At 64.5% G+C, this 25,424-nt stretch carries 29 protein-coding genes and 2 pseudogenes; 11 read left to right on the top strand and 20 right to left on the bottom strand.

The annotated features are described in order from the left end of the window. Positions 1 to 388: pseudogene (locus tag Q2M23_RS33520) on the bottom strand (IS5 family transposase); the annotation flags it as partial. A 7-nt stretch (positions 389 to 395) separates the two neighbouring features. Here Q2M23_RS33520 and Q2M23_RS33525 point away from each other — a divergent pair. Beyond that, the gene (locus tag Q2M23_RS33525) at positions 396 to 1,154 is read left to right on the top strand and encodes a hypothetical protein (protein WP_316398345.1); all 759 of its coding nucleotides are present in this window, start codon (positions 396 to 398) and stop codon (positions 1,152 to 1,154) included. A 112-nt stretch (positions 1,155 to 1,266) separates the two neighbouring features. Here Q2M23_RS33525 and Q2M23_RS33530 read toward each other — a convergent pair whose 3' ends face one another. The 5 genes and pseudogenes from Q2M23_RS33530 to Q2M23_RS44175 all read right to left on the bottom strand — a co-directional run. Further along, positions 1,267 to 1,599, bottom strand: a complete 333-nt coding sequence (locus tag Q2M23_RS33530; protein ID WP_316398346.1) for a PRC-barrel domain-containing protein — start codon at positions 1,597 to 1,599, stop codon at positions 1,267 to 1,269. A 262-nt stretch (positions 1,600 to 1,861) separates the two neighbouring features. Then, complete coding sequence (locus tag Q2M23_RS33535) at positions 1,862 to 2,800, bottom strand: cytochrome D1 domain-containing protein (protein WP_316398347.1); 939 nt, start codon at positions 2,798 to 2,800, stop codon at positions 1,862 to 1,864. A gap of 2 nt (positions 2,801 to 2,802) precedes the next feature. Then, positions 2,803 to 3,342, bottom strand: coding sequence for an SRPBCC family protein (locus tag Q2M23_RS33540; protein ID WP_316398348.1), 540 nt, complete (start codon positions 3,340 to 3,342; stop codon positions 2,803 to 2,805). A gap of 158 nt (positions 3,343 to 3,500) precedes the next feature. After that, positions 3,501 to 4,055: an AAA family ATPase gene (locus Q2M23_RS33545; RefSeq protein WP_410469804.1), complete on the bottom strand. Its 555-nt coding sequence runs from the start codon at positions 4,053 to 4,055 to the stop codon at positions 3,501 to 3,503. Next, a pseudogene (locus tag Q2M23_RS44175) lies at positions 4,047 to 4,157 on the bottom strand (AAA family ATPase); the annotation flags it as partial. The pseudogene Q2M23_RS44175 and the gene Q2M23_RS33545, both read right to left, overlap by 9 nt. A gap of 189 nt (positions 4,158 to 4,346) precedes the next feature. Between Q2M23_RS44175 and Q2M23_RS33550 the strand changes: the two are divergent. Continuing rightward, a complete protein-coding gene (locus tag Q2M23_RS33550; protein WP_316398350.1) occupies positions 4,347 to 4,565 on the top strand; it encodes a hypothetical protein in 219 nt (72 codons plus the stop codon). Between the two features lie 398 nt (positions 4,566 to 4,963). Here the strand turns inward: Q2M23_RS33550 and Q2M23_RS33555 are convergent, their stop codons facing one another. From Q2M23_RS33555 to Q2M23_RS33570, 4 genes are all read right to left on the bottom strand, one after another. Continuing rightward, positions 4,964 to 5,839, bottom strand: a complete 876-nt coding sequence (locus tag Q2M23_RS33555) for a PCC domain-containing protein (RefSeq protein ID WP_316398351.1) — start codon at positions 5,837 to 5,839, stop codon at positions 4,964 to 4,966. 4 nt (positions 5,840 to 5,843) lie between these two features. Further along, entirely contained in the window at positions 5,844 to 7,484 is a 1,641-nt protein-coding gene (locus Q2M23_RS33560; RefSeq protein WP_316398352.1) for an acyl-CoA synthetase, read from the bottom strand. 210 nt (positions 7,485 to 7,694) lie between these two features. Continuing rightward, positions 7,695 to 8,096, bottom strand: coding sequence for an SPW repeat protein (locus Q2M23_RS33565; protein WP_316398353.1), 402 nt, complete (start codon positions 8,094 to 8,096; stop codon positions 7,695 to 7,697). Between the two features lie 180 nt (positions 8,097 to 8,276). Next, entirely contained in the window at positions 8,277 to 9,221 is a 945-nt protein-coding gene (locus tag Q2M23_RS33570) for a tetratricopeptide repeat protein (RefSeq protein WP_057018521.1), read from the bottom strand. Positions 9,222 to 9,321: 100 nt separating this feature from the next. On the opposite strand from Q2M23_RS33570, the gene Q2M23_RS33575 reads away from it, so the two are divergent. Further along, positions 9,322 to 9,594: a GNAT family N-acetyltransferase gene (locus tag Q2M23_RS33575; protein ID WP_229189821.1), complete on the top strand. Its 273-nt coding sequence runs from the start codon at positions 9,322 to 9,324 to the stop codon at positions 9,592 to 9,594. A gap of 11 nt (positions 9,595 to 9,605) precedes the next feature. On the opposite strand, the gene Q2M23_RS33580 is transcribed toward Q2M23_RS33575, so the two are convergent. Beyond that, positions 9,606 to 10,397, bottom strand: coding sequence for a fumarylacetoacetate hydrolase family protein (locus Q2M23_RS33580; protein WP_141340426.1), 792 nt, complete (start codon positions 10,395 to 10,397; stop codon positions 9,606 to 9,608). A 101-nt stretch (positions 10,398 to 10,498) separates the two neighbouring features. After that, entirely contained in the window at positions 10,499 to 10,912 is a 414-nt protein-coding gene (locus Q2M23_RS33585; RefSeq protein WP_057018523.1) for a DUF3597 domain-containing protein, read from the bottom strand. A 287-nt stretch (positions 10,913 to 11,199) separates the two neighbouring features. On the opposite strand from Q2M23_RS33585, the gene Q2M23_RS33590 reads away from it, so the two are divergent. The 3 genes from Q2M23_RS33590 to Q2M23_RS33600 all read left to right on the top strand — a co-directional run bounded on the left by Q2M23_RS33590 (position 11,200) and on the right by Q2M23_RS33600 (position 13,157). Then, entirely contained in the window at positions 11,200 to 12,111 is a 912-nt protein-coding gene (locus Q2M23_RS33590) for a DUF2189 domain-containing protein (RefSeq protein WP_057018609.1), read from the top strand. Positions 12,112 to 12,193: 82 nt separating this feature from the next. Then, entirely contained in the window at positions 12,194 to 12,334 is a 141-nt protein-coding gene (locus tag Q2M23_RS33595) for a hypothetical protein (protein ID WP_168858624.1), read from the top strand. A 7-nt stretch (positions 12,335 to 12,341) separates the two neighbouring features. Beyond that, the gene (locus Q2M23_RS33600) at positions 12,342 to 13,157 is read left to right on the top strand and encodes a lytic transglycosylase domain-containing protein (protein ID WP_057018524.1); all 816 of its coding nucleotides are present in this window, start codon (positions 12,342 to 12,344) and stop codon (positions 13,155 to 13,157) included. A gap of 145 nt (positions 13,158 to 13,302) precedes the next feature. Here the strand turns inward: Q2M23_RS33600 and Q2M23_RS33605 are convergent, their stop codons facing one another. Then, positions 13,303 to 13,587: a hypothetical protein gene (locus Q2M23_RS33605; protein WP_057018525.1), complete on the bottom strand. Its 285-nt coding sequence runs from the start codon at positions 13,585 to 13,587 to the stop codon at positions 13,303 to 13,305. Positions 13,588 to 14,310: 723 nt separating this feature from the next. Here Q2M23_RS33605 and Q2M23_RS33610 point away from each other — a divergent pair. From Q2M23_RS33610 to Q2M23_RS33625, 4 genes are all read left to right on the top strand, one after another. After that, on the top strand, positions 14,311 to 14,463 hold the full coding sequence (locus Q2M23_RS33610) for a DUF1127 domain-containing protein (protein WP_016846063.1): 153 nt from the start codon (positions 14,311 to 14,313) through the stop codon (positions 14,461 to 14,463). Positions 14,464 to 14,573: 110 nt separating this feature from the next. Then, complete coding sequence (trmFO, locus tag Q2M23_RS33615; RefSeq protein WP_141340427.1) at positions 14,574 to 16,007, top strand: methylenetetrahydrofolate--tRNA-(uracil(54)-C(5))-methyltransferase (FADH(2)-oxidizing) TrmFO; 1,434 nt, start codon at positions 14,574 to 14,576, stop codon at positions 16,005 to 16,007. A 5-nt stretch (positions 16,008 to 16,012) separates the two neighbouring features. After that, positions 16,013 to 17,116, top strand: coding sequence for a serine/threonine protein kinase (locus Q2M23_RS33620; RefSeq protein WP_316398354.1), 1,104 nt, complete (start codon positions 16,013 to 16,015; stop codon positions 17,114 to 17,116). Between the two features lie 87 nt (positions 17,117 to 17,203). Further along, positions 17,204 to 17,488, top strand: a complete 285-nt coding sequence (locus tag Q2M23_RS33625) for a DUF1488 family protein (protein WP_168858625.1) — start codon at positions 17,204 to 17,206, stop codon at positions 17,486 to 17,488. On the opposite strand, the gene Q2M23_RS33630 is transcribed toward Q2M23_RS33625, so the two are convergent. From Q2M23_RS33630 to yajC, 5 genes are read right to left on the bottom strand one after another with little or no spacing between them, the layout of a single operon-like run. After that, a complete protein-coding gene (locus Q2M23_RS33630; protein WP_316398355.1) occupies positions 17,485 to 18,348 on the bottom strand; it encodes a phytoene/squalene synthase family protein in 864 nt (287 codons plus the stop codon). The two genes, Q2M23_RS33625 and Q2M23_RS33630, sit on opposite strands and share 4 nt — an antisense overlap. Beyond that, positions 18,345 to 18,728, bottom strand: coding sequence for an Mth938-like domain-containing protein (locus Q2M23_RS33635; RefSeq protein WP_018271534.1), 384 nt, complete (start codon positions 18,726 to 18,728; stop codon positions 18,345 to 18,347). Before Q2M23_RS33635 ends, Q2M23_RS33630 begins: the two co-directional genes overlap by 4 nt. 6 nt (positions 18,729 to 18,734) lie before the next feature. Beyond that, entirely contained in the window at positions 18,735 to 19,769 is a 1,035-nt protein-coding gene (gene secF / locus Q2M23_RS33640) for a protein translocase subunit SecF (RefSeq protein WP_168858627.1), read from the bottom strand. A 10-nt stretch (positions 19,770 to 19,779) separates the two neighbouring features. Next, the gene (secD, locus tag Q2M23_RS33645; protein ID WP_316398356.1) at positions 19,780 to 21,381 is read right to left on the bottom strand and encodes a protein translocase subunit SecD; all 1,602 of its coding nucleotides are present in this window, start codon (positions 21,379 to 21,381) and stop codon (positions 19,780 to 19,782) included. 39 nt (positions 21,382 to 21,420) lie between these two features. Beyond that, complete coding sequence (gene yajC / locus Q2M23_RS33650) at positions 21,421 to 21,777, bottom strand: preprotein translocase subunit YajC (protein WP_026192737.1); 357 nt, start codon at positions 21,775 to 21,777, stop codon at positions 21,421 to 21,423. A gap of 190 nt (positions 21,778 to 21,967) precedes the next feature. On the opposite strand from yajC, the gene Q2M23_RS33655 reads away from it, so the two are divergent. Next, positions 21,968 to 22,951, top strand: coding sequence for an ATP-binding protein (locus Q2M23_RS33655; protein WP_316398357.1), 984 nt, complete (start codon positions 21,968 to 21,970; stop codon positions 22,949 to 22,951). Positions 22,952 to 23,191: 240 nt separating this feature from the next. Here Q2M23_RS33655 and Q2M23_RS33660 read toward each other — a convergent pair whose 3' ends face one another. Together Q2M23_RS33660 and Q2M23_RS33665 are read right to left on the bottom strand one after the other, a co-directional pair. Continuing rightward, on the bottom strand, positions 23,192 to 24,583 hold the full coding sequence (locus Q2M23_RS33660; RefSeq protein WP_076828627.1) for a LysM peptidoglycan-binding domain-containing M23 family metallopeptidase: 1,392 nt from the start codon (positions 24,581 to 24,583) through the stop codon (positions 23,192 to 23,194). Between the two features lie 110 nt (positions 24,584 to 24,693). Continuing rightward, the gene (locus Q2M23_RS33665) at positions 24,694 to 25,350 is read right to left on the bottom strand and encodes a protein-L-isoaspartate(D-aspartate) O-methyltransferase (protein ID WP_316398358.1); all 657 of its coding nucleotides are present in this window, start codon (positions 25,348 to 25,350) and stop codon (positions 24,694 to 24,696) included. Positions 25,351 to 25,424: the final 74 nt, after the last annotated feature.

Consider the following 25,424-nt stretch of genomic DNA (forward strand, 5'->3'; position numbering starts at 1 on the left):
ATCTTGGTGGTCAGTCCACCTCGGGAACGCCCCAGCGCCTGATCTTTGGCCCCCCTTTTCCGCTCGTCGCCTGCTGGTGGGCGCGAACGATGGTGCTGTCGATCATCAGATACTGGTTGTCGCGATCGGCGGTCAGAGCAGCGAACACGCGCTCCCAGACGCCGGCATGGCACCAGCGGCTGAAGCGCTGATGCACCGTTTTCCACTTGCCGTACCGTTCCGGCAGGTCGCTCCAGTGTGCGCCCGATCGCAAAACCCACAAACATCCGTTGACGAACAGTCGATTGTCCGCAGCCGTACGTCCCGGGTCGCCAGCTTTCCCCGGCAGCAGTGGCGCAATCCTCGCCCATTGCGCCTCCGTCCGCTCATATCGTTTCGCCGCCACCATCTGCTCCGTGTCTCGAATCACGGAACTCTATGAATCAGCGATCAAACCGCTTGGGAATCCTGAATGTCGATCGGTCCTAGGGAACGAGAAATATGTCTTCGCCGGCGGCGTTGTTGCCGCCTTTGAATGCAAATTGACCTTACGGACCAGCGACATCAAGCGAGCATTTTCAACCGCGTCCATTGTCAAACGAAAGGCGCCCACCCGCCTAGGAACCCCATATGACGAATTGAACGGGGCACCAATTTTTGGATTGTTGGCCCATTCCAAGTCTTTGGGTAACGACCAAGGCTGGCACCGCTTATATGACGCGGTTCAAAAGTACGCCGCTGAAACCTCTGATCATCCTCGCGAATTGCTAGACGTCATTTGCGTTGCAGATACAGCTACAATTGCCTTGGGCAAGCATGTTTTGGTCGGCAAGGGGCTAAGCGAACAAGAACTCCAAGAGCTTAATGAGATCGGCGAGCAAAGCGCCGTTGCAGCAATGTACGTGGTCCAAGACGAAGCTAAGCGCCATGTAGACCTAGATTTCTCTGGAGCAATCTTAGCTGGCCTCGTTTACGACCTCACCTACAGGATGGCTTTCGACGACCCGACGATTCGTCCTTGGGCAGATCATCTGTCGGGCTTAGGATTCTATGGCGGAATTGGAATCCCGCTCTATTGTTCGGAAGAAGTTCTATCGGACGAAGTGCGCCAGCGTCTCAAGCACGACGGAGCCAGCAAAGACCATTGGAGCAAATGGAATCGAAATTTGCCTTAGCAAGTAGCCCGAATGAGCGAAGCGATATCCGGGGTCACCGGCCGAACAAGTTGACGGCCTCCGCATGTCGCTTCGCTCATGCGGGCCACAACAACCGCCCCTCGCCTCCGCGCTACACCGCCCAATAGTTCGGGTGCGTGTACGTCTGCGAGCGGTCGCCCCAGTCGAATTCGTCGCCGTCGAATTCGGACGGCCCGGCGCGCAGATCCTCCAGCGTCACCTCGGCCTCGAAGGCCTGGCGCACAGGATCGAATCGCAGCGCGGCCCATCTGACGGGATAGTGGTGGTGGGTACTCAGCACGCCGCCGGTCTTGATGATGGCGTAGGCCACCGTTCCGCTCACCTTGTCGAGCATCAGCCGCTCGATCGACCCGAGCTTGGCGCCATCGCGCCCGAAGACGCAGACATGCTCGACCCGGTCACTGGGCACCAAGGTATGATGCATGGCATCCTCCCTGTGTTCCGCTTATTTGCCCGATAATATATGCCTGCCGCGCTGGTGAGCCAATGGGGCGCGGCTCGGCGACAGGCCGCAGGGGCCGGTTGGCTCTACCCTGCGGCGGCGGACGCTTGCACAATTTCGGATTAATAAAAACGTACCGCTGATTTGCCCGACGCGTCAAGTCGCTTTTCCGAGTCTCGGCGGCAGCCTGCTCCTTTGCATGGGGTTGTTTTCGATATTTTGGGACACCCCACGCACCTTCCGCCTACTCGGTCCGTCTGAGGAACGCCCCGAACGCGCGCGGGCCATCGCCGACCTTGACCTCGCCAATCACCTTCAGCTCGGCGGCGTCGATCACGCTCAGCGTGTTGCTCTCCCAGTTCGCGACCAGGATACGCTTGCCGTCGGCGGTCGCCTCGATGCCTTCGGGGTAATCGCCGACCGTAATCCGCTTCATGGGCTGCAACGTCACGAGGTCGAACACGCTGACCTTGCCGTCATACTGGTCGGTGACGAAGCCGCGGCCCTGCGCCAGCGCCACCGCGTAGGGGCGCAGGCCGACATGCACGCGGCCGATCTCGCGCGCGGTCGCGACGTCGATTACCGAGACGTCGTTGGTGCCGACGTTGGCCGTGTAGGCACGCTTGCCATCGGCATCGATGGTGACACCAAACGGCCGACTCCCGACCTTCACGATCCCCCTCCGCTCGCGCGAGGCGGTATCGATGATGGAGACGCTGTCATCGTCGCGATCCGCCGACAGCAGCAGCAGCCCATCCGGTGTCACCGCCAGCCCGGACGGCGATGCACCGACCGCGATACTTGCGACGACACGCCGCTCTCTGGCATCGATCACCCGCACCGCGGCGGCGTACCAGTCGGCGACATAGACCATCGCGCCGTCGGGCGCGACCGCGATGCCGAGCGGCCCGCCGCCGACATCGACCCGGCCCACCACCTTTCGCGCCGGCGCGTCGACTACCGTGACCGCCTTGGCATCCGGGCTGGTCACATAAGCGAAGCGGCCGTCATTGCTGACGGCAACGCCGGCGGGCTTGCCGCCGATCGCGATGGTCGCGACCGGCTTCGAGGTCGCGAGATCGACCACCGTGAGATCGTCGCTGAGCTGGTTGGTGACGAACGCCTCCTCGGCGCGCGCGGCGCCGAGGCTGGCAAGCAGCGCGACGAGCGCAATCGCGCGCACGCTCAGGTCCCGCTCTCGATCTTCTTCTTCAGCGCTTCGAGCCCGGCCTTGTAGAGCCCGCTCACCGCCTTCACCGCGGCCTCGTCGCTCAGCTCCGGCGGCGGGTCGTTGTTGGGAAAGCCGCGATAGAACGCGCCGTTCCATTCCAGCTTCGACTTGCCGTCGGGCGCCGGCGACACCGTCAGCGTCGAGGAATAATTGGTGACCGGCAGCACCTTCACATCGACGGCCGTGATCCGGTACGAATAGCTCATCATCTCCGGCTCGTATTTGTAGAGCTCCTCGTCGACGGTGGCGCCGGGCCCCAGCGTCAGCCGCCGGGTGGCGCCGATCTCGTTGCCCTTCTCGCCCTCGGTCTTGGTGACGCCGGCGAGCCAGCTCATGTCCTGGAAATTGCTGATCACCGCCCACACCTTGGCCTGCGGTGCGTCGATCTCGATCGATTCCCGCACCTTCTGGCGGGTCGGCCCATGGGCCCAGGCGGCCCCCAACACGGCCAATGCCGCCACCACCACGAAAGTCCGTGCGATCGACCGCCTCATCCTTGGTCCTCTCCCGATGTCTGTCGGCCCTGCGCCGCCTGGCGCATGCCGCAGTTTATGATTGGAGGTTCTAGACTAGACCGGCAACCTGCTTCTTGCACCAGAGCGAACTCGCACCCGCCGGCTTCCCCGGGAGGCAAGTCCGCCGGGCGGTGGTCTCACTCCTCGATCGCCGCCTCGACGAACCCTTTCGGATCGTCGCAGAACTCGCGCATCAGCCGGTAGTGATCGGTGTCCCTCAGGCTCACCGGCTCCAGTGCGTATTTGCTCAGCCGCAGCAGCGTCGCATTCGGATAGGCCATCAGCACCGGCGAATGCGTCGCCATGATCACCTGGCAGTGGCCGGTGCCGTTCATCCGGTGCAACAATTTGAGGAATTCGATCTGCCGCGACGGCGACAGCGCGGATTCCGGCTCGTCGAAGATGAAGATGCCCTGCCGCTGGCAACGCTCGTTGAAGAAGCGCAGGAAGCCTTCGCCGTGGGAATAGGACAGGAAGTTCGGCGGCACGTCCCCGACATCCAGCGCGGCCTCATCGACATAGCGCGCCACCGAGAAAAAGCTCTCGGCGCGGAAGAACCAGCCATTCGTGATCTTAGGTAGCCAGCTGGCACGCAGCGCCGACGCAAGCGAGCCGCCCATCTTCTCAACGGCATTGCCGTGGTCGACCGCGCGATAGCCCTTGCCGCCGCCGGCGTCGTCATAGCCGGCCATCACGGCGATGCCTTCGAGCAGCGTCGATTTGCCGGTGCCGTTCTCGCCGACGATGATCGTGATCGCCTTGTCGAAGCTCAGCTCGAAATCGTCGCGCAGCAGCGGCAGTACGAACGGATAGGCATCGCGGTTCGGAATTCGCGCAGGATCGAGCCAGACCCGCTTCAGATACGGCGCAGGCATGTTGATCGGGCGGTTTCGTCTGGCCATGTGCGCGGATCCGGGGAAACAATGGCGGGCGGCCCAGTTTATGATAAGAGCCCGCAACAATCCTAGATGGCCGGATGCCCCATGCCCAGCAAGTCTTACGCACTCTTCCGCAAGGCTGTCAGCACCGAACAGCAGGTCGTCTGCATCTATGACGGCCGGCCGCGCGAACTCTGTCCGCACATCATCGGCCACAACAAGAGCGGTGAAGAGGTCGTGCTGGCCTGGCAGTTCGCCGGCTCGAGTTCGGGCAGGCTGCCGCAATGGCGCTGCCTGCGGCTCGCTCACGTCCAGCGACATTAGCCTGCGCAACGGCCCTTGGCACGAGGGCGGATCGCATCGCACCGAGCAGACCTGCGTCAGCGAGATCGACCTCGACATCAACATCCATGTCCGCAAGCGGAGGTGAGCGGCCCCTGCGCCCCCTGGTCAAGAGAGGGCGGCGAAGGCGGCAAGCCTCGGACAATTCATGTCGCGAGAATGCGGATATGTGACTCGCAGATCGCGCAACAAATTAGGTGTCGTCCCGGGCAAGCGAAGCGCGACCCGGGACCCATAACCACCGAAGGTCATTATTGCATAACGCTGGAGCCACAGCTCGCTTCGACAACGAATGTCTGTGGTTATGGGACAGCGGAGGCCGCGGCGCGATATCGGCTCCGGCGAACGCCAGGACGACCGCCGGGAGAAAGCGCCCGCCCCTACGGCTGCTCCGCCTCCGCCAGCACCTCCAGCGCCAGCTCCATCGTCATCAGCACCGGATTGTCGCCGCGCACCAGGCGTCCCTCGGCGATGCCGCCGAGATAGTCGACCAGCGCGATGTCGAGCTCGGCATGCAGCCGGCCATCCGCGTCCGGTGCGATCTCGCCCGCGGTCACCGCGAGCTCGGTCGCGAACGGCACCACGCTGTGGCCGTCGGTGAAGACGGCGCCGATGGTCGAGCCGACGCCGCCATGCAGCCGCGCGCGCAGGATGCCGTGCTGGCGGCAGAAGGCTTCCAGCGCGCAGGCAAAATCCTGGTTCGGCCGCAGCCGCAGCGCGAAGGCATGGCTCGTGGTCCTGGCCCCACGCGGCTCGGCTGCGACCGGACCGAACAGCTTGAAATTGGTTTCGCTGTCCGCCTCGGCCAGGAACGTCGCGCCGTCAATCCCGAACGCGTTCACCTCGAACGGCTCGGCGACAATGGTTTCTTCCGGCAGCATGTGGCCGCCATTGAAACGGCCGTCGGCCTCAGTCCACAGGCCGTGGCAATGAAAGAACGGCGCGCCGTCGCGTTCGCCGAAGGTCAACGCCGCCAGCTTGAGCCGGGTCACGCCGTCGGGACGGAACGTGTCGCTGTAGAACGCGGCGTTGACGCCGTCCTTCGATAGCGCCGGCATCACATAGGCGAACGGCCCGAGCGCGCCGCTTTTCGCGCTCAGGACGCCGCTGCAAAAGCCCTCCGCCGCAAAGCCGCTGCGCACGGCTTCGAGCAAGGGAATGCCGGCCTCGAGCACGAATGAAAAGGCGCGGCCGCGCGCGCTGACCCATTGGATGCGCTCTGGATGCGGAGCGCCAGGCTGGGCGATGCTGCGCATCGCCTCACGCTCCCGTCGATTTGGCGATCACCTCGAGCAATCCGCGCGCCTCGAGTTCGTCGCGGATCAGCCGCTTCGGCACCTTGCCGTAGCCGGACTTCGGCAGCGCCTCCCAGAAGAAGAAGCGTTTCGGCATCTTGTAGCGCGGCACTTTTGGCGCGAGATAGGCGGCAAGCTCCGCCTCCGCGACCGCCTCGGCGCCCTCGCGCGCGACGCAGACGGCGACGCCGACCTCGCCCCAGAAGGGATCGGGTACGCCGAGCACCGCGACCTCGCCGACCGCGGGATGGGTCAAGAGCTTCTCCTCGATCTCGCGCGGATAGATGTTGGAGCCGCCCGAGATGTACATGTCGGAGGCACGGCCGGTGATGTAGACGAAGCCCTCCTCGTCCATGTGGCCGAGGTCGCCGGTGCGGAACCAGCCGTCGCGAAACGCCTTCGCATTGGCCTCGGGGTTGTCGTAGTAGCCCGCGAACACGCCGGGACCGATCACGCAGATCTCGCCGGTCTCGTGCGCCTTCAGCTCGCTTCCATCGTCGCCCTGGATCGAGACCTGCATCCCGGTGCGCTCGAAGCCGCAGGTGCCGATCCGCGCATGCGGCCCGTCCTCGGGATCGTGCAGGCCGGGCGGCAGCACGGTGATGTTGCCGGTGACCTCGCCGAGACCGAAATACTGCACCAGCACGCCGCCGAGCTTGTTCAGCGCCGCCTTCTGGTCCTCGCGATACATCGGCGCGCCGGCGTAGATGATGTAGCGCAGCGAGGAATGGTCGTGCTGGTCGGCGGCGGGATGCTCGACCATCATCTTCAGGATGGTCGGCACCGTGAACATGTTGCTGACGCGATGCTTGGCGATCAGCCGGAAGGCTTCGGCGATGTCGAACTTCTCCGACGGCAGCAGGATGGTCGGCACGCCGCGCGCGGTCTGCACCAATTGATGTACGCCGGCGCCATGCGACAGCGGCGCCACCACCAGCGAGGCGTCCTCTTCCGTGGTGCCGGGCATCAAGTCGGCGAGATGGTTGGTGATGACGAAGGCCATCTGGCCATGGGTCAAGACCGCGGCCTTGGAGCGGCCGGTGGTGCCGGAGGTGAAGAAGAACCAGCAGGGATCGTCGTAATCGACGGTAACGTTCTCGACCACAGCGCCGGCGTGCTTGGCGATGACGTCGCCGAGCGTCGCCTCGCCGAACGTGCCCTCCTCCCCGATCCGCCAGACGAATTCGAGCGCGGGATGGGCGGCCGCCTTGGCATGTTCGGGGAAGTCGGCGTGGCACAGAAACGCCTTGGCGCCGGAGGCCGCCCCGAGATAGGCGACCTCGTCCGGCATCAGGCGGAAATTGGTCGGCACCCAGACCGCGCCGAGCCGGAAGGCCGCGAACATCGACCAGAACATCTCGTCGCAGTTCTTGGAATGCACCAGGATGCGGTCGCCCTTGACGATGCCGCGCGCCGCCAATGCCGCCGCCAGCGCCGAGACGTTCTGGTCGATGTGACGCCAGGACCAGGCCTTCTCGTTCCAGACGAAGCCGGGGCGATCGCCGTGGCGGCGGGCGTTCTGTGTCAGGATGTAGGCGAGGTTCATCACCCGGCGCGACACCCGCGCGATCCCGCCGCGCGGCGCGGCAGCAGCCGTCCCGCTCATTGCCGCCCCGCCGATACGCACAACAGACAGGGCAAGGTCAGGACGATCATCGGGTGTTTCCTCGGTCAGAACCGGGCGTCTTCAAGCGCCGCAAGGGATTGGTACCGCCCGGTTTATCGCCAAGCCGCCGCCTTCGGCAAGGCCCGCCGGGCGCGGCCCGATGATACCGCGCGCCGGCGGCGGTCAACCCGTTGTTTTCTGCCCAGCCCGCTACTGCGGGTGCTTGGCAAGTTCCTGCTCGCTCAGGTTCCAGTCCTGCCACAGCTGCAACGCGCCTATAAAGGCGACCAGCGCGCCGAGCAGGATGTGCCAGAACTGCAGCGCGTGGTCCTCGGCGTAACCAAAGACCATGGGCGATGCCATCAGCCAGAGACCGAGCAGGATGCTGGCCACCTCCTCCCAGCGGTGCAGCGCGACATATTCGAGCTGGGCGATGCCGAGCACCAGCATGCCGACCATGAAGCTGTTGAGGACGAGGTGGCTGCGCTCGATATCGACGGCGCCGCTCACCTGCATCGGAAACCAGGGCGAGACCATGATCAGCACGCCGAGCAGCATGCCGAGCCAGTCCTCCCAGGGACGGTGTGTGTTGAATAAACGATTGTCCGACATGACGAACCTCCTCCGACAAGAGGCATACGTCGGCGGCCGGCTCCGCCACTCCGTACCAGACGACCATCCAGCCGCATCAGGGGCGTATGTCTGTCATCAAACGTAATCGAACTGCATCCATCCGCAAGGCCCGTCCCGCGTATGTGCGACACGGCAGGAGCGATCGTTGCCGGCAAGATGTCACCGCGCTCCGCCGAGCCGCGCCAGCGCTCCCTTGGCGCTCTGCAAATCGGGCTGCAGCTCGAGCGCCTTGCGGAAATCGGCCGCCGCGCCCTTTTTGTCGCCGAGCCGCAGCTTGGCCTGACCGCGATTATTCCAGGAATAGACGTCGTTCGGATCGTATTGCAGCGCCTTGTCGTAATCGGCGAGCCCGCCCTTGTTGTCCCCTTGAAAGAGACGGATCATGCCGCGGTTGCGCCAGCCGCGCGCATCGGTCGGCGCGATCCTCGCAGCCTCGCCATAGTCGGCGGCGGCGCGATCGAGCTGCTCGGTATCGCGATAGACATTGCCGCGGTTGATGTAGGCGAGCACGTTGGGCTCGAGCTTGATCTCGGTGGTGAAGTCGGCGATCGCATGCGCCGCGTCGCGCTTGCGGTAGTAGACGAAGCCACGATTGCCATAGGCGGTGGCGAGCTGCGGATTGTATTTGATGGCGAGGCTGAGATCGGCCAGCGCGCGGTCGAGATCGCCCTTGTTGAGCCAGGCATCGCCGCGATTGTTGTAGGCCAGCGCAAATGCCGGATCGATGCGGATCGCCTCTTCGTAATCGGCAATCGCATGATCGAGATCGCGCTTGAAGGCGTAGACGCGGCCGCGATTGGTATAGGCGCAGGCGTAGGCGGGATCGAGCTTGATGGCCTCGTTGAGGTCGGCGAGCGCTGCATCGAGCTCGCGCTTCTCGGTCAGCCCATGGCCGCGATTGCAATAGGCCCCGGCCAGCCGCTTGCCGGTCTCGGTCTTGCCGTCGATCACCGTGGTGCAGGCGGCCACGCGGTCGCCGGGCGCCGTCGTCAGGCCGACGCAGGTCTGCCAGCTCGGATCGTCGCCGGCGGCGGCTTGCGGCGGGTCTGGAAGCGTCAACGCGGCGCCGAGCAACACGGCGGTCAGGCAGGCCAAAATGCGCATATCGTCAATCCACAAATGCCAATTTGCGGGTTGGTCGCGGCTTTGCATCGGCGGGTTCACACGCTTACATCAGGGCCTGCGAATCAACCGGGATTTTGCGATGGCCGCCGTCCGCGACAACAGGGACCAAAACCGCTTCGAACTCGACACCGAGGGCGGCCTCGCTTTTGCGAATTACCGGCGGACGCCCGCGGCCGTGATCATCACCCATACCGAGACACCGCGCGCCCTGCGCGGCCGCGGCATCGCATCGGAGCTGGTCAGGGGGGCGCTGGAGCTGATCCGCACCGACGGCCACAAGGTGATCGCCGGCTGCGGCTTCGTGGTCGACTACCTCAACAAGCATCCGGAATACGCGGATCTTGCAGGTTAGAGCCCTGCCCCTCAGACGATCTTGATCGACATATCGGGCAGGCCCTCGAGCTTGCACAGCAACACGTCGCCCTTGACGACCGGGCCGACATTCTCCGGCGTGCCAGAATAGATGATGTCGCCGGCCTTCAGCTCGAAGGCCTCGGAAAGCTTCGCGATCTGCTCGGCGACGCTCCAGATCATGTTCTTCAGATCCGAGCTCTGCCGCACCGTGCCGTTGACCGCGAGCGATATCGCACCTTGCGTGAAGTGGCCGGTCTTATCAGCCGGATGGATCGGCCCCAGCACTGCGGCATGATCAAAGCTCTTGCCGATCTCCCACGGCTTCTTTTCCGCCGCCATGCCGTTCTGCAAATCGCGCCGCGTCATGTCGAGGCCGAGCGCGTAGCCATAGACGTGGTCGAGCGCCTTGTCGGCTGGGATGTTGGTGCCGCCGGATTTCAACGCGGCGACCAGCTCGACCTCATGGTGATAGTTCTTGGTCAGCGACGGATAGGGATGATCGGCGACCGTGCCGATCGCGACATTCTGGATCGCGTCGGTCGGTTTCTGGAAGAAGAACGGCGGCTCGCGGGTCGGATCGGAGCCGCGCTCGATCGCATGCGCCGCGTAGTTGCGGCCGATGCAGTAGATGCGGCGGACCTGGAACACTTCGCTGGCGCCAACGATCGGGATCGTCACCGCCGGTACCGGAAACATCGCCTTCGACGCGGTCTCGGCATGGGCCGGCGCGGATTGCGCGGCGGCGCCGGCCAGTGCGAGGGCGCCGGTCGCAAGCATCGTCCGGCGATCGAGATCAGTCATGAGCGTTCTCCTTCTTGTTCGCCGATCTATAGATGCTCGCCGATCCATAAAAAAGGCCCGCGCTGGCGCGGGCCCTGGCCGTGTGCGGGATGATGATCCGCTCAGTGCTTGATGTCCGGGGGCAGCTTGCCGCCATTGGCCGCGAGCTTCGTCATCACCTGCTTGTGCAGCCAGATGTTCATGCTGGCGGAATCGCTGGTGTCGCCGGAGTAGCCGAGCTCCTTGGCGAGCTCCTTGCGCGCCGACAGGCTGGAGTCGATGTCGAGCGCCTTCATCAGGTCGACGATCGAGGTGCGCCATTCGAGCTTCTCGCCCTTCGCGGCCACCGCCTTGTCGAGAATGGGGGCGACGTCAACGGACTGCGCGGGCGCTGCGCCGGCCGGCACCGCTGCAGGAGACGACGATGCACTGCCGGATCCACCGGCGGGAGCTGCGCTTGTGGCCGATCCGCCTGCGGGCGCGGCGCTGGCGCTGCTACCGAAGATCGCGCCCATGATTTTTCCGAAAATGCTCATCGTTCGCTCCCAAGACTGTTGAGATGTGAAAGCCAGACGGCGCTGGGACGCCTGACCGCGGTCGCAGTTGAAGTCTATAGCCCCCTCCATAGCTTGCCAATGCGACATTCACTTAAGCGTGAGTGCTTTTGCCACGGTTTGGGAGTAGCCTTGCCGGACAGTTCGCGACACGGCCAGTTCCCTGCTCTGTCTTTCGCGTCTGGCTTGCTCGTGATCGCTTCGAGAGGCGGTACGTTTGTGCCCTGTTGCGGGCGCAGAATGCGACCGCCCAGAGGGAGACAACGACCATGGCCACGTCATACCAAGGCAATGTCAGTTCGATGACGCAGAGCGGACAAGGCGCCGCGTCTGCGCCGGTCATCCGCACCATCGGCTTGTCCGATTTGCATCATGCGCTGCGTCTCGGCTGGGAAGACTTCAAGGCGGTGCCAAGTCACGCCATCGTCCTCTGCCTGATCTATCCGGTGCTCGGCCTCGTGCTTGCGCGCACCGTGCACGGCTATTCCGTGCTGCCCCTGCTGTTTCCGCTGGCCGCGGGCTTTGCCCTGCTCGGCCCGTTTGCCGCCATCGGCCTCTACGAAATGAGCCGCCGCCGCGAGGACGGCGGGGAAGCATCTGCGTGGGATGCCATGGAGGTATTCCGCTCACCGTCATTCGGCGCGATGCTTGGGGTCGGAACGCTGCTTTTCGCACTGTTCGTGACCTGGATCGCCACCGCCCAGGCCATCTACACGGCGGTGTTCGGCTATGAGACCGCGGCCAACATTCCCGATTTTGCCGCGCGCGTGCTGACCACCCAGCAAGGCTGGTGGCTTGTCGTGGTCGGCTGCGGCGTCGGCTTCCTGTTCGCGCTCGTCGCGCTTTGCATCAGCGTGATCGCCTTCCCCATGATGCTCGACCGCCAGGCGACCGCCGGCGAAGCCATGGTGACGTCGATGCGCGCCGTCGCACAGAACCCGGTGCCGATGGCGGCCTGGGGCCTGATCGTCGCGGTGCTGCTGGTGCTGGGCACGATCCCGTTCTTCCTCGGGCTTGCCGTGGTGATCCCGCTGCTTGGTCACGCCACCTGGCATCTCTATCGCGAGGTCATCGTCAAGGATCCGAATGCGCGGCCGGTGATCCCCGAACCGCGCGAGCGCAAGCCCGCCGCGGACTTCCCGGCCAATCTGTTTCCGTGGCGGCGCAGCGATCGCGGCTAAGCGCCGCTAACCGGATTCGTAAACGTCAAAGCAACCGCCGGCCGATATGTTCGGCCGGCGGTTTATCGTTCAGGATCGTCAAATGGGTGTGAAACTGGCGTGGCATTTGCAGCGCTGCCTGAGAAAAAACGGCTCGGTCACGAGCCTTGTTTTGGCCGCTGTTGCCGCGAACATACCCGCCGCCCTTCGCGACCAATCGACGACATCGCAGACTCCGGAGTGAATTGCCTATGACCTCTCGCTCTTGCTTTCGCACGCTCGCCATCGGCGCGTGGCTCCTGACCTCGACGGCATCGGCGCTGGCCGCTCAATGCGGCACGGGCACGTTCGAATCCTGGCTCGACGATTTCAAGAAAGAGGCTGCGACGAAGGGCATTTCGCAGAACGCGATCCAGGCCGGGCTGGCTGGCGTCACGCAGGACAAGGCGATCCTCGCCCGCGACCATTCGCAGCAGGTGTTCAGCCAGACCTTCGAGCAATTCTCGAGCCGCATGGTGCCGCCGCGGCTCAATCGCGGCTCCGACATGATGAAGCGCTACGGCTCGGTGCTGTCGCGAATCGAGGAGGCCTACGGCGTACCGGGCGAAATCCTGGTCGCGATCTGGGGACTGGAGACCGATTTCGGCGTCAACACCGGAAAGTTTCCGACCATACGTTCACTGGCGACGCTCGCCTATGATTGCCGCCGCTCCGACATGTTCAAGGCCGAGTTGATGGATGCCTTGCGCATCGTCGAGCGCGGCGATCTGCCGCCGCAGGAGATGCGCGGCGCCTGGGCCGGCGAGATCGGCCAGACTCAATTCATGCCGTCGTCCTACATCAAGTTTGCGGTCGACTTTGACGGCAACGGCAAGCGCGACCTCCTGCACAACGTGCCCGACGTGCTGGCGTCGACGGCGAACTACCTGAAGAGCTATGGCTGGAAGAAGGGCAAGGGCTGGGAGCCCGGCAGCGAGAATTTTGCGGTGATCCAGCAGTGGAACAAGAGCGAGGTCTACGCCAAGACGATCGGCTACTTCGCCACCCAGCTCGCCAAGGCTCCGTAGCGCTTTCACACCAGCTCGCGTGGCGCAGCGAGCCAAGGACGAGGCCACCCTTCTGCTCTGACTAGATCAAAGCCGGTCCAGCTGCGGATGAATCAAAAAGGGCCGACTGCCCCAGGCAATCGGCCCCTATCGCCATGATCAAAACCTACTTCGCCATGCTGGCTTCGGCAGCCTTGCTGAGATGCGCGCCGCAAGCACCCCACTGGTTGTTCAGCATCGCGTCCTGAGCGAGCGAGACTTCCTTCTCCGCCGCGAATTTGACCTCATTGTCAGCCATAGCTTCGACTGCAGCTTCGGTCTTGCCGAGATTGGCACCGCTGCAGCCGAGGCCCGCGTGATGACGATGCGCGGCCTGAGCGGGAGCGACAGCGTAGGCAACGGCAGCCACGGTGGCTGCTGCGATCAATGTCTTAATCATGGGATGATCCATCTGTTGTTCTTGGACAGATCCCAGCGTGATTGCGGAATCTGCGGAACGATTATTCGCTGTTCCCGACACCGTTCAGAATGAACTTCGCGCGATACAAACGTGATGAGCGCTGCGCGCGCATCGCGCATGCGTTGCATAGTGTTTTGATTACATGTCGGTAAGGAAGCGGCGCCGCAATAGCTTTGCTCGACGCGTTCACTTCAATCGAGCTGCACTTCCGATAATCAGCAGCGCGTTCGCGCGGCCGGCGAAAATCTGAGCGGGCGGGAGGGGCCGAACTACCTCCGAGGTCAATGCGACTGATTGACGCTGCGTCCGCCTAGGTGCCAACCCTATCATACTATGAATATTAAATCATTCATACGGCAATATTCCGCATGCGAATCACGCATGGAACACGCCGCCGTGATCTGGCGTCAGACGCGCGCCATCCCTTGACCGAACGGTCTGTAATTACCATATGAACGGCGTAGTTCAAGTCACTACCATTCTTCTAACTGACTGATCTCAAGAAGATTTTGACGCCGTCGCCCGGCTCTGCGGAACTTTGGTCCGCTGGACCTGGCTCGATGCGCCAAACGGTTAAGCGGTGCTTATCGCCGCTATGCGTTTTGAGCTTAGCTGCATCGCAACATCGGAACTACCGCACTGCACTATATCATCTATATTCACTTCAACGATAAGGCTTTTGAAAAGCTGAATCTGAATTACTAGGAGACTACCATGTTGCTCTCGCTCATCCGCATGATCCAGGCTTTCCGGGATTATCAGCGCAATGTCAGCGAACTGTCCCAGCTCAGCGATCGCGAACTCGCCGATATCGGCCTCGACCGCTCGGACATTCCGCGCGTTGCCGCCGGCACCTACAACGGCTAATCGGCCGCAAGCCATCTGCTAAACGGATAACGCCCGCCTCCACAGCGGGCGTTGTCGTTTGTGGTGCGGTTTCAGATGCATATGAGATCAAAACGCGCTAACGCTGCGCGATGACACCGCATCAATCCCCTTCCCAACCCGTGCACATCGTGGGCGCGGGGCTCGCCGGCTCGGAAGCCGCCTGGCAGGTCGCCAATGCCGGCGTCCGCGCCGTGCTGCACGAAATGCGCCCGCACCGGATGACCGAGGCGCATCGGACCGAAGGCTGCGCCGAACTGGTCTGCTCGAACTCCTTCCGCTCCGACGATGCCGCCAACAACGCGGTCGGGCTGCTGCACGCCGAGATGCGGCGGCTGGGCTCCCTGATCATGCGCTCGGCCGACGCCAACCAGGTGCCCGCCGGCGGGGCGCTGGCGGTCGACCGCGACGGCTTTTCGGCCGCCGTCACCAAGGTGCTCAACGAACATCCGCTGATCGAGATCAGCCGCGAGGAAGTCGCAGGGCTGCCGCCGGCCGACTGGAGCAACGTCATCGTCGCGACCGGCCCCCTCACCTCGGCACCGCTTGCCGACGCCATCAGGCTTCTGACCGACGAGAGCGCGCTGGCATTCTTCGACGCGATCGCGCCGATCGTGCACAAGGATTCCATCGACATGTCGGTGGCCTGGTTTCAGTCGCGCTACGACAAGGTCGGCCCCGGCGGCACCGGCGCCGACTACATCAACTGCCCGATGACGAAGGAGCAGTATGACGCCTTCGTCGCGGCGCTGCTCGACGGCGAGAAGGTCGACTTCAAGGACTGGGAGACCAACACGCCCTATTTCGACGGCTGCCTGCCGGTCGAGGTGATGGCCGAGCGCGGTCACGAGACGCTGCGCCACGGGCCGATGAAGCCGGTGGGATTGACCAATCCGCATAACCCGACGGTCAAGCCGTATGCGATCGTCCAGCTGCGGCAGGACAACAAGCTCGGCACGCTCTACAACATCGTCGGCTTCCAGACCAAGCTGAAGCACGGCGCGCAGCAGCGCGTGTTCCGCACGATCCCCGGCCTCGAGAACGCGGAGTTCGCCCGCCTCGGCGGCCTGCATCGCAACACCTTCCTGAATTCGCCGAAGCTGCTCGACGGGCAGCTACGTCTGCGCGCGCAGCCGCGGCTGCGCTTCGCCGGGCAGATGACAGGCTGCGAGGGTTACGTCGAGTCGGCCAGCGTCGGCCTGATCGCCGGCCTTTGTGCCGCCGCCGACATGCGCGGTGCCGCGCTGACGCCGCCGCCGGCGACGACCGCGCTCGGCGCGCTGCTCGGCCACATCACCGGCGGCCACATCGAAACGATCGAGGCCGGTTCGCGCTCGTTCCAGCCGATGAACATCAATTTCGGTCTGTTCCCGCCGCTGGCCAGTGCGCCGACCAAGAAGCCGGACGGCTCGCGGCTGCGCGGCAACGAGAAGACCGTCGCCAAAAAGCAGGCGATCAGCGCGCGCGCGCTCGCCGATCTCGACCACTGGATCGCAGAGCATCTGCGCGTTGCGGCAGCGGCCTGACAGTCATGAGCTTGCCGAAAGACGATGACGCCACCCTGTCGGTGCGGTGGAGCCAGGGCGTGCTGCTCAAGCGCGACGTGTTCTCGACCGTCGAGCGCGGCCGCTTCCGCGCCGATGACGGCGAGGTCGACGGCGTGCTGCGCCGGCTCGATCAGGTGCCGTTCTGGTCGTTCGCCCTGGCGCTGCATCTGTTCTCCCGCGAGCGCCGCGCGCTGACCTTGGCGCGCGACCTCGACGTCGGGCCGAAGCTGTTGTGGGCCGGCCGTCGCGCACTGGTGCGCGGCTTCATCGACGGCGCGGCGCTGCATCTGGCGAAGCCGCACGGCGACGTCGCCTATTTTCGTTCCGCCAAGGCCGCGTTGCGCAAGCTGCATCGCGCCGGTATCTGCCACAACGATCTCGCCAAGGAGCAGAACTGGCTGGTCGGCCGCGATGGCCGCGCCTACCTCACCGACTTCCAGCTTGCCGCCTGCTTCAAGACCCGCAGCCGGCTGTTCCGCATCGCCGCCTATGAGGATCTGCGGCATCTGTTGAAGCACAAGCGCAGCTACGCGCCGGAGGCGTTGACGCCGAAAGAGCGCAAGGTGCTCGCAAAGAAGTCCGCGGTCGCCAGCATCTGGCTCAAGACCGGCAAGAAGGTCTATCAGGCGATCACGCGCGGCATCTTCAATTTCACCGACCGCGAAGGCGGCGGCCGGAGGCTGGTCAACGACGCCCCGGTATTGATCGATCTGATCCGCAAGAATCCGCAGGTGCGCGACACCGCGATCGTCGCCTTTGCCGACCGGCGCGTCGGCGTCGGACTCTACGCCTTCGTCGAGGCGGACCAGTCCGCGCTGGAAAAGACGCTGCGCAACGAGCTTGCCGCGGCCGGGGGCGTCAAGCCGCCCGAACACATCCAGATCGTGCACGCGCTGCCGCGCGATGCCGCCGGCAAGCCGCGCACCGAAATCCTGCAGCTCGTCGCCATGAACCAGATCGACCTGATCGAACCGATGATGCGCAGCGACGCCGATCGCGAGTTCCTCAAGGACATCCTCGAGCAACGCAAGAATCTGCGCGACCGCTTCAATTTTGAAGTCGCCGAGATGGACCGGCCGGCAGGTTAGCGCGCGCTTGTCGGCGCGGGGCCCTCGACAAACGCGGCGCGAAGCTTCACTCTTTGCGAGGGGTAGCGCGCTCAAGGGACAAGTTTAATGCCACTCACCCGTGGCCGGATCGGGGGATACGATTCCGAACGACTGGCGTTCGGATTCACCATGATGAACGGCGACCAGGAAATCGAATGCCAGATCAGCGACGCCGCACTGGACGAGTTGGCCGGCACGCGTGGAACGGCGAGCATGGCGCGGCAAGCCCAGTTCGTTGCGCTGCGCGACGCGGTCGAACAGATCGCATCCGACATCTATGACAGCGGCCCGATGGTCAAGGGCAGAACGATCCGGATCTTCACCAAGCACATCCCGAAGGAGCAGAGCTAGCGACCGAACTCCTCCGTGCGCGCGGCTCGCCACAACGTCCAGAGCGTGCGCAGGCGCGAAACCGGCTTCGGCGAGAACGGGTCGTAGTCCTCCCTCCTCGCCCGGTTCAACTCGCGCCTCACGCAAGCGAGCGGCAGGAAGATCGGCCTCACGCCGGACGGGACATCCGCAAGCAGCCCGAATGCGGTCTTGAGATGGCCCTGGGCCTCGTCCGCAAGCTGATCGATGGCGGCACGGATGTTCGGCGTCACCTTGCCGGCAAACACCTCCTCCTTGCTGCCGCCGTGCTGCTGCAGCAGCTGTAACGGCAGAAACAGCTGCTGCTGTGCGGCGTCGCGTCCGAACGAAGCGATGACCTGCGCCATGCCCTGGGCAAGACCCGCATGACGGGCCAGGTGATCGATCGCCTCCGACGGTCGCGCCACCACGCGCGTAGCCTGCGAGAACAGCACTGAGGACGTGGCGTCGAGATAGCCCTCGAGCGCGGTCAGCGACGGCATCGGGTCGTTGTAGAGATCGAACTGGTGCTCCTCGACCAGCCGGGAGAATGGCGAGACCGGCAGACGGTGATTGCGGATCGTGTGCAGCAGTTCTGCCGCGACCGGATTGCCCTCGACGCCGCCATGGCCCGCGCCGGCCAGCATGTCGGTCCACCATTGCAGCCGCATCTCGCCGGGCAGCGGCTGGCTAACCTGCTCGTGCACGCGCGAGACCTCGATGTTGAAGGCATAGATCGCAAGCATCGCCCGCCGTTCCGGACCCGGCAGGAACAGGGTCGACGCGTAGCGTACGAAGTCATGGCTCCGCACCAGATCGGCGCAGAAGGCCGCGCCGTCCTTCGGTGCCTCCGTCGCGCTCATGGCACCGCGATCAGCGCCGCCGCGACGCGACGCCGCTCGCCCAGCATGATGTTGTAGGTGCGGATCGCGGGTCCCGTCTGCATCGGATCGAGCACCACCCGCACGGCCCGCAGGGCCTCGCGCAGGCCCTTTGGCGGGACCCAGACGTCGGTGCCGGTGCCGACGATCAGCGTGTCGATCGCATTGGCGGCCGCGAACACCTTTTGCAGCGAGTATTCGTCGATCTCCTGCGGCCTGGTGACCGGCCAGGCCCAGATCGAGTCAGGCAGGCACAAGAGCGAGCCGCGGTGCGACATATCGGCAAACGCGAAGCCGCCCTTGCCGTAGGCCTCGATCGGCGCCGACCTCGGAAGATGGGGAGCGTCCGAGGAGTTGCTCATGACCGGCTACTTCTTGGCTGCCGCCGTGTCCGGCTTCTTGGCCGGCGCGTCCTGCGCCGCCTCTCCACCCCGCGTGGTGTGAACACCGAGATAGATCAGGATCGGCGCCGCGATGAAAATCGAGGTGTAGGTGCCGACCAGCACCACGCCGAACATCATGACCGCGGTGAAGCTGTGGATCGCCTGGCCGCCGAACAGCAGCAGCGCGAGCAAAGCCAGCGTCACCGTGACGTGGGTGATGATCGAGCGCGACAGCGTCGAATTGATCGATTCGTTCAGCAGCTGCGGCATCGGCATCTTCTTGTAGCGCCGCAGCATCTCGCGGATGCGATCGTAGATGACGACGGTGTCGTTGAGCGAGTAGCCGAGAATCGTCAGCAGCGCCGCGATGCTGGTAAGGTCGAAATCGACCTGGGTGATCGACATGAAGCCGATCGTGAGCACGATGTCGTGGACGTTGGCGATCATGGCGCCGAGCGCGAACTGCCATTCGAACCGGAACCAAAGGTAGATCAGGATGCCCATGATCGCGAACATCAGGCCGATCATGCCGTAGGCCAGCAGTTCGCCGGAGACGCGCGGTCCCACCACCTCGACGCGACGGTAGTCGACGGATTCGCCGAGCGCGCCGCGCACTTTCGTCACCGCATCCTGCTGCGCCTTGTCGCCGCCGGGCTGCTCGGCGACGCGGATCAGGACTTCCGCCGGACCGCCGAACTGCTGCAGCTGCACCTCGCCGAGGCCAAGACCGTTCAAGGTGGTGCGCATCGCGGCGATGTCGGCAGTGCCGGATTTCGCCTGCACCTCCAGCAGCGTGCCGCCCTTGAAGTCGATGCCGAAATTCAGGCCGTGGGTGAAGAACAACGTGATGGCAAGGATCGAGAGCAGCGCCGAGATCGGGAAGCTGATGCGGCGAAAGCGGGTGAAATCGAAATGGGTGTCGTCCGGCACGATGCGCAGCGGCGGCAGCAGGCCGAGCGCCGCGACCACGGTCAACACGGCGATCAGGATGCCAAGGCCAATGAGAACGGTATGAGTCACAACAGGCCTCTCAGATCGGCACGGTTTGCGGCCGCTTCCACCGCACCCAGCCGGCGACGATCAGGCGCGTCAGGGTAAAGGCGGTGAACACCGTGGTGATGATGCCGATGCCGAGCGTCACGGCAAAGCCGCGGACCGGTCCGGTGCCGATGTAGAACAGCACGGCGGCGGCGATGAAGGTGGTGATGTTGGAGTCGAGGATGGTCGCCAATGCCCGCTTGAAGCCGGCGTCGATCGCCGAGATCGCGCTGCGGCCGCCGCGCAGTTCCTCGCGGATGCGCTCGTAGATCAGCACGTTGGAGTCGACCGCGATGCCGACGGTGAGCACGATGCCGGCGATGCCCGGCAACGTCAGCGTGGCGTTGAGCAGCGACAGCAGTCCGAAGATCATGGCGACGTTGATCGCCACCGCGATGTTGGCGAACACGCCGAACAGCCGATAGGTGATCAGCATGAACACGATGACCAGGATCGAGCCGACATAGGCCGCGAGCTCGCCCTTCTCGATCGAGTCCTGCCCGAGGCCGGGACCGACGGTACGCTCTTCGATCACGGTCAGCGGCGCCGGCAGCGCGCCGGCACGCATCAGGATCGCCAGATCGTTGGCCGACTGCACCGTGAAGCTGCCAGAGATCTGGCCCTGTCCGCCGGTGATCGGTTCACGGATCACGGGTGCCGAGATCACCTTGTTGTCGAGCACGATCGCAAACGGCTGGCCGACATTTTCGGCCGTCGCCTGGGCAAATTTGCGCGCTCCCGACGTATTGAACTTGAAGCTGACGATCGCCTCGCCGGTGCGCTGGTCAAAGCCGGGCTGGGCATCGGAGAGCTCGCCTCCGGAAACCAGAACCTGCTTCTTGACGACATACGGAACCGGCGGCGGTGACGCGCTCATCAAGAGCTCGGAGTCCGGTGGCAGGCGGCCCTGCTGGGCCTGGTCCGGCGACACCGAGCTGTCGACCATGCGGAATTCCATCTTGGCGGTCTTGCCGAGCAGCTCCTTCAGGCGGGTCGGATCCTGCAGGCCCGGCACCTGGACCAGGATGCGGTCGGTGCCCTGACGCTGGATCACCGGCTCGACCGTGCCGAGCTCGTTGACGCGCCGTTCGACGATCTGGATCGATTGCTCGATGGTCTGCCGGATGCGCTCGGTGATCGCGGCCTGCGGGACCGTCAGGCGGATCAGGCCGCCGCCGGCGTCGGCAACCTCGAGGCTGCGCTGGCCGCTGGAGCCGAGCAGGCCGCCGAGCGGCTGGGACAGCTCGCGGAGCTTCGACAGCGCCGTCGCCTGGTCGCCTTCCCTGGAGATGCGGACTTCCACCGCGTCGTTACGCGTGTTGAGGCCGGTGTAGCCGATCTTGGCTTCACGAAGCACCTTCCGGACATCGTCGCGGATCTGGTCGAGCTTCTCCTTCTTCACGTAGTTGGAGTCGACTTCGAGCAGCAGATAGGAGCCGCCCTGCAAATCGAGGCCGAGGACCAGGCGCCGCTGCGCCCAGGCCGGCCAGGTCTTCACCTGCGCTTCGGGGAAGAAATTGGGCACGGCGCACAGGCAGACCACCAGCGCTGTCAGGATAATCCCCAGCGCTCGCCACCGCGTGAAATACAACATCGAGTTGACCCGTCAGATTCCAAAAAGGCGCCGCGGCAATCAGCTCGCGGACGCCTCGTCCTTGGCGTCGCCCTTCGCCGGCTCACCCTTGGTACGCACACCCGAGATCATCTGGCGCATCTGGCGCACGCGAACGCCGTCCGAAATCTCGAACTCGATCTGGTCGTCGTCGACCACCTTGGTCACCTTGCCGACGAGGCCGCCCGAGGTCACCACGGTGTCGCCGCGGCGGATGTTCTTCACGAGGTCCGCATGGTCGCGCACTTTCTTCTGCTGCGGGCGCAGAATCAGGAAGTACATGATGACGAAGATCAGCGCGAATGGCAGCAGCGACATCAACATGCTGTTGGTGTCACCAGTCGCTCCAGCCTGGGCAAACGCAGGAGTAATCAGCATTCGGACGATCCTCGGATAAGACGGGAAAGAACCGGCAGCGCCCTCGGATTCGGGGCGGTATGGCGGTCCGGACAAATTCGCGCGGACTATAGCGGCCGCGGTCCCAATTGCAACGTTAACGGACCTTCATTTAGGGCGCTTGCGGGACCGCCGCCAGCCCGATAAGGCTGCGCCGTCAGGAACTGGACAAATGCCGAAAAAAGCCAAGAAAACGACCAGTAAAACAACCCGCAAAACCACCCCCAAGGCTGCCGCCAAGCGCGCTGAAAACGCCGCGACAAAACGCCCGGTAACGGCGCTCGACGGCGCAGCGGCCGAGCGGATCGCGAACGCCCTGGAGGTCATCGCCAGCCGCCTCGCGGACGCCTCCCCGGCCCTCGATCCGGCCGAGACCTTCGGCGCCGCGGACGCCTTCGTCTGGCATCCGGACGGGCGCCTCGCCCCGGTGCCGCGCGTCAGCCGCGTCGAGATCGGCCTGCTCAAGGGCGTCGACCGGATGCGCGATATCCTGATGGAGAACACCGAGCGCTTCGCCGACGGCCTGCCCGCTAACAATGCGCTGCTCTGGGGCGCCCGCGGCATGGGCAAGTCGTCGCTGGTCAAGGCCACCCATGCCAGCATCAATCTCGACCGCAAGCCGGCCGACCGGCTGAAGCTGATCGAGATCCACCGCGAGGACATCGAGAGCCTGCCCGGCCTGATGGAGCTGCTGCGCGGCTCGTCCTTCCGCTTCATCGTGTTCTGCGACGACCTCTCGTTCGACGGCAACGATGCCTCATACAAGTCGCTGAAGGCCGTGCTGGAAGGTGGCATCGAGGGGCGCCCCGACAACGTCATCCTCTATGCGACCTCGAACCGGCGGCATCTGCTGGCGCGCGAGATGATCGAGAACGAACGCTCGACCGCGATCAATCCCGGCGAAGCGGTCGAGGAAAAGGTGTCGCTGTCGGACCGCTTCGGCCTCTGGCTCGGCTTCCATCGCTGCAGCCAGGACGAATACCTCGCGATGGTGAAGGGCTATTGCGACCACTACGGCATCAAGATCGCCGAGGACGAACTCGAGCGCGAGGCGCTCGAATGGTCGACCACCCGCGGATCGCGCTCGGGCCGCGTGGCCTGGCAGTACACGCAGGAGCTCGCAGGCCGGCTCGGTGTGCGGCTTAGTGGCAATTAACAGGGATGGGAGGCATAGCTCTCCCGTCATCGCCTGTGTAGCCCGGATGGAGCGCAGCGCAATCCGGGATCGTGCACGCCGCGGGTGAGCTCCCGGATTTCGCTTCGCTCCATCCGGGCTACGCGGCTGAGCGGCAAGTAATCGTCGCAGCAATCGTCAAAACAAAGCGGGGGAGGCTTGCGCCACCCCCGCTGTCTTTGTTGTGAGACTTGGAAGTCCCTTGAAGTCCCGACGCGTAGCTTACGCGCCGTTGAGGAACTGGAGCGGATCCACCGGCGACGATCCCTTGCGGATCTCGAAGTGGAGCTGCGGCGAGCCCGCCTCGCCGGACTGGCCCGACTTGGCAATCACCTGACCGCGCTTGATGGTATCGCCGCGCTTCACCAGGATTTCGCTCGCATGGGCGTAGGCGGTGACGTAGCCATTGGAATGACGGACCAGCACGAGATTGCCGTAGCCCTTCAGCTCATTGCCCGAATAGGCGACGACGCCGTCTTCGGCAGCTTTCACCGGCGTACCCTCGGGCACCGCGACGTTGATGCCGTCATTGACCTTGCCGTTGGTCTTCGAGCCGTAGGCGGTGATGACCTTGCCGCGCACCGGCCAGCGGAAGGTCGGCAACGCGCCGGTGGCCTCGCTCGACTTGGTGACGACGGGCGCTTCAGCGGCGGCCGCCGGCTGCTCGACCGTCGCGGTTGGCTGGACCAGCCGCGCGCTCTGCTGCGGCAACGCGGTTGCAACAACCTTCGGGGCCGCGACCGCCGGCGCCGGAGCCACGGCAGCAACCGGCGCGGCGGCAACAGGTTGCGCAACGGGCGCGGGTGCCGCCATCGCCGTCTTGGCGCCGGGCACCACGAGCTTCATGCCGAGGCTCAGCCGGGCCGACTGGTCGAGGTTGTTGGCGCGGGCGAGCTCGGCCACCGGGATGTGGTGCTGACGCGCGATGCTGTGCAGCGTGTCGCCGCGATTGACATAGTGGACGCCGGCGGGCGCGGCTGCCACGGCGACAGGGCGCGCGGCCGGTGCGGCCATTGCCGGCGCCGCGGCCGATGCGGTCGGACGCGGAATGACCAGCTGCTGGCCGGGCGACAGCGCGCGCGGTCCCTTGTAGCCGTTGGCGCGCAGGATCTCGGCGGTCGAGACGTTGTAGCGGCGTGCCAGCACTTCCAGCGTATCGCTGGTGCCGACGATGATGGTGGTGCCGTTGTGCCCGGCAGGGGCTGCGGCGACCGAATGCGGAACGGTGCCGGTGGATTCGATCTGCGGACGCGCGGGCGGCGGCGTGTAGGACGAGACCCCGCGCCCTCCTCCGGAGACGCCGGCATTGCCATTGGCGACCGGATAGGACTGCGGCGCCGCTGCGACCGGCGGCGGCAACGGCTGTGACTGGTATTGCGAGTACTGCGGTTGCGTTCGCGGCCGCGCGTATTGCGGCAACTCGCGCGGCGGCGGCGCCTGCTGCACGGTGCCGGTCGGCTGCGGATCAAACGCAAACGGATTTTGGGAGTAGGAGTTTTGCGAGAAGCGCGACGACATATCGGCGCTGCAACCGGCAAAAGCCATGGACATCAGCGTCAGCACCGCAACCTGCGGTACGCGACGCGAGCGAAGCAACTCAACAACCCCAGACATGGTTACTCACTCGTACGCAACAAAAGACTGTTTTGAGTAAACACGTACCGAGTAAATAACCGCTTAACCCTGCAAATAAGGCGTTGGTGCCAAGCAGCAAATCGCCAAATCTACAATTCGCGCGCGATTCCCGGCAACGCCGGCACAAAGCGGACGTCGACCAATTCCTTGCGGTCGAAGCGGTTCTCGGTCCGCACCACGCGGACGAGGGTCTGGATACCCTGATGCGGCCCGACCGGGGCGATCAGGATGCCGCCGGGTTCGAGCCGCTCCAAGAGCTTCTCCGGGATCTGCTCCATCGCCGCGGTGACGATGATGCGGTCGAAGTCGCCTGCCCCGGCCGGAACGTTGAAACCGTCCCCGAGCAGCACCTCGATATTGTAATAACCCAGCTTTTCGAGGCGCTTGCGGGCGCCGTCGGCCAGCGTCCGGTAGCGCTCGATGGTCAGCACCTGCTTGCACAACCGGGACAGCACGGCCGCCTGATAGCCCGAGCCGGTGCCGATTTCGAGCACGCGATGGTCCTTCTGCAGTTTCAACTGCTCGGTCATGTAGGCCACGACGAAAGGCTGGCTGATGGTCTGCCCACAGGCGATCGCAAGCGCGCTGTCGCGATAGGCCTCGTTGCGATCGCGCGGATCGACGAAGACCTCGCGCGGCACCTCCTCCATCGTACGCAGCACCGCCTGATCGCTCACCCCACGCCGCCGCAGGGTCAGCTGAAACATCATCTTCTCGGTCGGATCGGGGTTCACGGCCATGTTCATCAGCGTCTCTGGGCGGCAGCGCGGAATCTTGCCCTCTAGTGTGCTGAATGCGAAGTTCGTGCGATTTTTCGCGG

The organism is Bradyrhizobium sp. 33ap4, assembly GCF_032654765.1.
Taxonomy (GTDB): Bacteria; Pseudomonadota; Alphaproteobacteria; order Rhizobiales; family Xanthobacteraceae; genus Bradyrhizobium; species Bradyrhizobium australafricanum.

What these genes read in the sequence shown, in the direction of transcription:
- Q2M23_RS33620 (WP_316398354.1), top strand. Translation starts at nt 16,013, where the DNA reads ATGAGCTTGCCGAAAGACGATGACGCCACCCTGTCGGTGCGGTGGAGC.
- Q2M23_RS33570 (WP_057018521.1), bottom strand. Translation starts at nt 9,221, where the DNA reads ATGCGCATTTTGGCCTGCCTGACCGCCGTGTTGCTCGGCGCCGCGTTG.
- Q2M23_RS33630 (WP_316398355.1), bottom strand. Translation starts at nt 18,348, where the DNA reads ATGAGCGCGACGGAGGCACCGAAGGACGGCGCGGCCTTCTGCGCCGAT.
- yajC (WP_026192737.1), bottom strand. Translation starts at nt 21,777, where the DNA reads ATGCTGATTACTCCTGCGTTTGCCCAGGCTGGAGCGACTGGTGACACC.
- Q2M23_RS33660 (WP_076828627.1), bottom strand. Translation starts at nt 24,583, where the DNA reads ATGTCTGGGGTTGTTGAGTTGCTTCGCTCGCGTCGCGTACCGCAGGTT.
- Q2M23_RS33665 (WP_316398358.1), bottom strand. Translation starts at nt 25,350, where the DNA reads ATGAACATGGCCGTGAACCCCGATCCGACCGAGAAGATGATGTTTCAG.
- Q2M23_RS33565 (WP_316398353.1), bottom strand. Translation starts at nt 8,096, where the DNA reads ATGTCGGACAATCGTTTATTCAACACACACCGTCCCTGGGAGGACTGG.
- trmFO (WP_141340427.1), top strand. Translation starts at nt 14,574, where the DNA reads ATGACACCGCATCAATCCCCTTCCCAACCCGTGCACATCGTGGGCGCG.
- Q2M23_RS33625 (WP_168858625.1), top strand. Translation starts at nt 17,204, where the DNA reads ATGCCACTCACCCGTGGCCGGATCGGGGGATACGATTCCGAACGACTG.
- Q2M23_RS33540 (WP_316398348.1), bottom strand. Translation starts at nt 3,342, where the DNA reads ATGAGGCGGTCGATCGCACGGACTTTCGTGGTGGTGGCGGCATTGGCC.
- Q2M23_RS33635 (WP_018271534.1), bottom strand. Translation starts at nt 18,728, where the DNA reads ATGAGCAACTCCTCGGACGCTCCCCATCTTCCGAGGTCGGCGCCGATC.
- Q2M23_RS33600 (WP_057018524.1), top strand. Translation starts at nt 12,342, where the DNA reads ATGACCTCTCGCTCTTGCTTTCGCACGCTCGCCATCGGCGCGTGGCTC.
- Q2M23_RS33590 (WP_057018609.1), top strand. Translation starts at nt 11,200, where the DNA reads ATGGCCACGTCATACCAAGGCAATGTCAGTTCGATGACGCAGAGCGGA.
- Q2M23_RS33555 (WP_316398351.1), bottom strand. Translation starts at nt 5,839, where the DNA reads ATGCGCAGCATCGCCCAGCCTGGCGCTCCGCATCCAGAGCGCATCCAA.
- Q2M23_RS33595 (WP_168858624.1), top strand. Translation starts at nt 12,194, where the DNA reads ATGGGTGTGAAACTGGCGTGGCATTTGCAGCGCTGCCTGAGAAAAAAC.
- Q2M23_RS33610 (WP_016846063.1), top strand. Translation starts at nt 14,311, where the DNA reads ATGTTGCTCTCGCTCATCCGCATGATCCAGGCTTTCCGGGATTATCAG.
- secD (WP_316398356.1), bottom strand. Translation starts at nt 21,381, where the DNA reads ATGTTGTATTTCACGCGGTGGCGAGCGCTGGGGATTATCCTGACAGCG.
- Q2M23_RS33550 (WP_316398350.1), top strand. Translation starts at nt 4,347, where the DNA reads ATGCCCAGCAAGTCTTACGCACTCTTCCGCAAGGCTGTCAGCACCGAA.
- Q2M23_RS33575 (WP_229189821.1), top strand. Translation starts at nt 9,322, where the DNA reads ATGGCCGCCGTCCGCGACAACAGGGACCAAAACCGCTTCGAACTCGAC.
- Q2M23_RS33530 (WP_316398346.1), bottom strand. Translation starts at nt 1,599, where the DNA reads ATGCATCATACCTTGGTGCCCAGTGACCGGGTCGAGCATGTCTGCGTC.
- Q2M23_RS33585 (WP_057018523.1), bottom strand. Translation starts at nt 10,912, where the DNA reads ATGAGCATTTTCGGAAAAATCATGGGCGCGATCTTCGGTAGCAGCGCC.
- Q2M23_RS33545 (WP_410469804.1), bottom strand. Translation starts at nt 4,055, where the DNA reads ATGGCCGGCTATGACGACGCCGGCGGCGGCAAGGGCTATCGCGCGGTC.
- Q2M23_RS33605 (WP_057018525.1), bottom strand. Translation starts at nt 13,587, where the DNA reads ATGGATCATCCCATGATTAAGACATTGATCGCAGCAGCCACCGTGGCT.
- Q2M23_RS33655 (WP_316398357.1), top strand. Translation starts at nt 21,968, where the DNA reads ATGCCGAAAAAAGCCAAGAAAACGACCAGTAAAACAACCCGCAAAACC.
- Q2M23_RS33580 (WP_141340426.1), bottom strand. Translation starts at nt 10,397, where the DNA reads ATGACTGATCTCGATCGCCGGACGATGCTTGCGACCGGCGCCCTCGCA.
- Q2M23_RS33560 (WP_316398352.1), bottom strand. Translation starts at nt 7,484, where the DNA reads ATGAGCGGGACGGCTGCTGCCGCGCCGCGCGGCGGGATCGCGCGGGTG.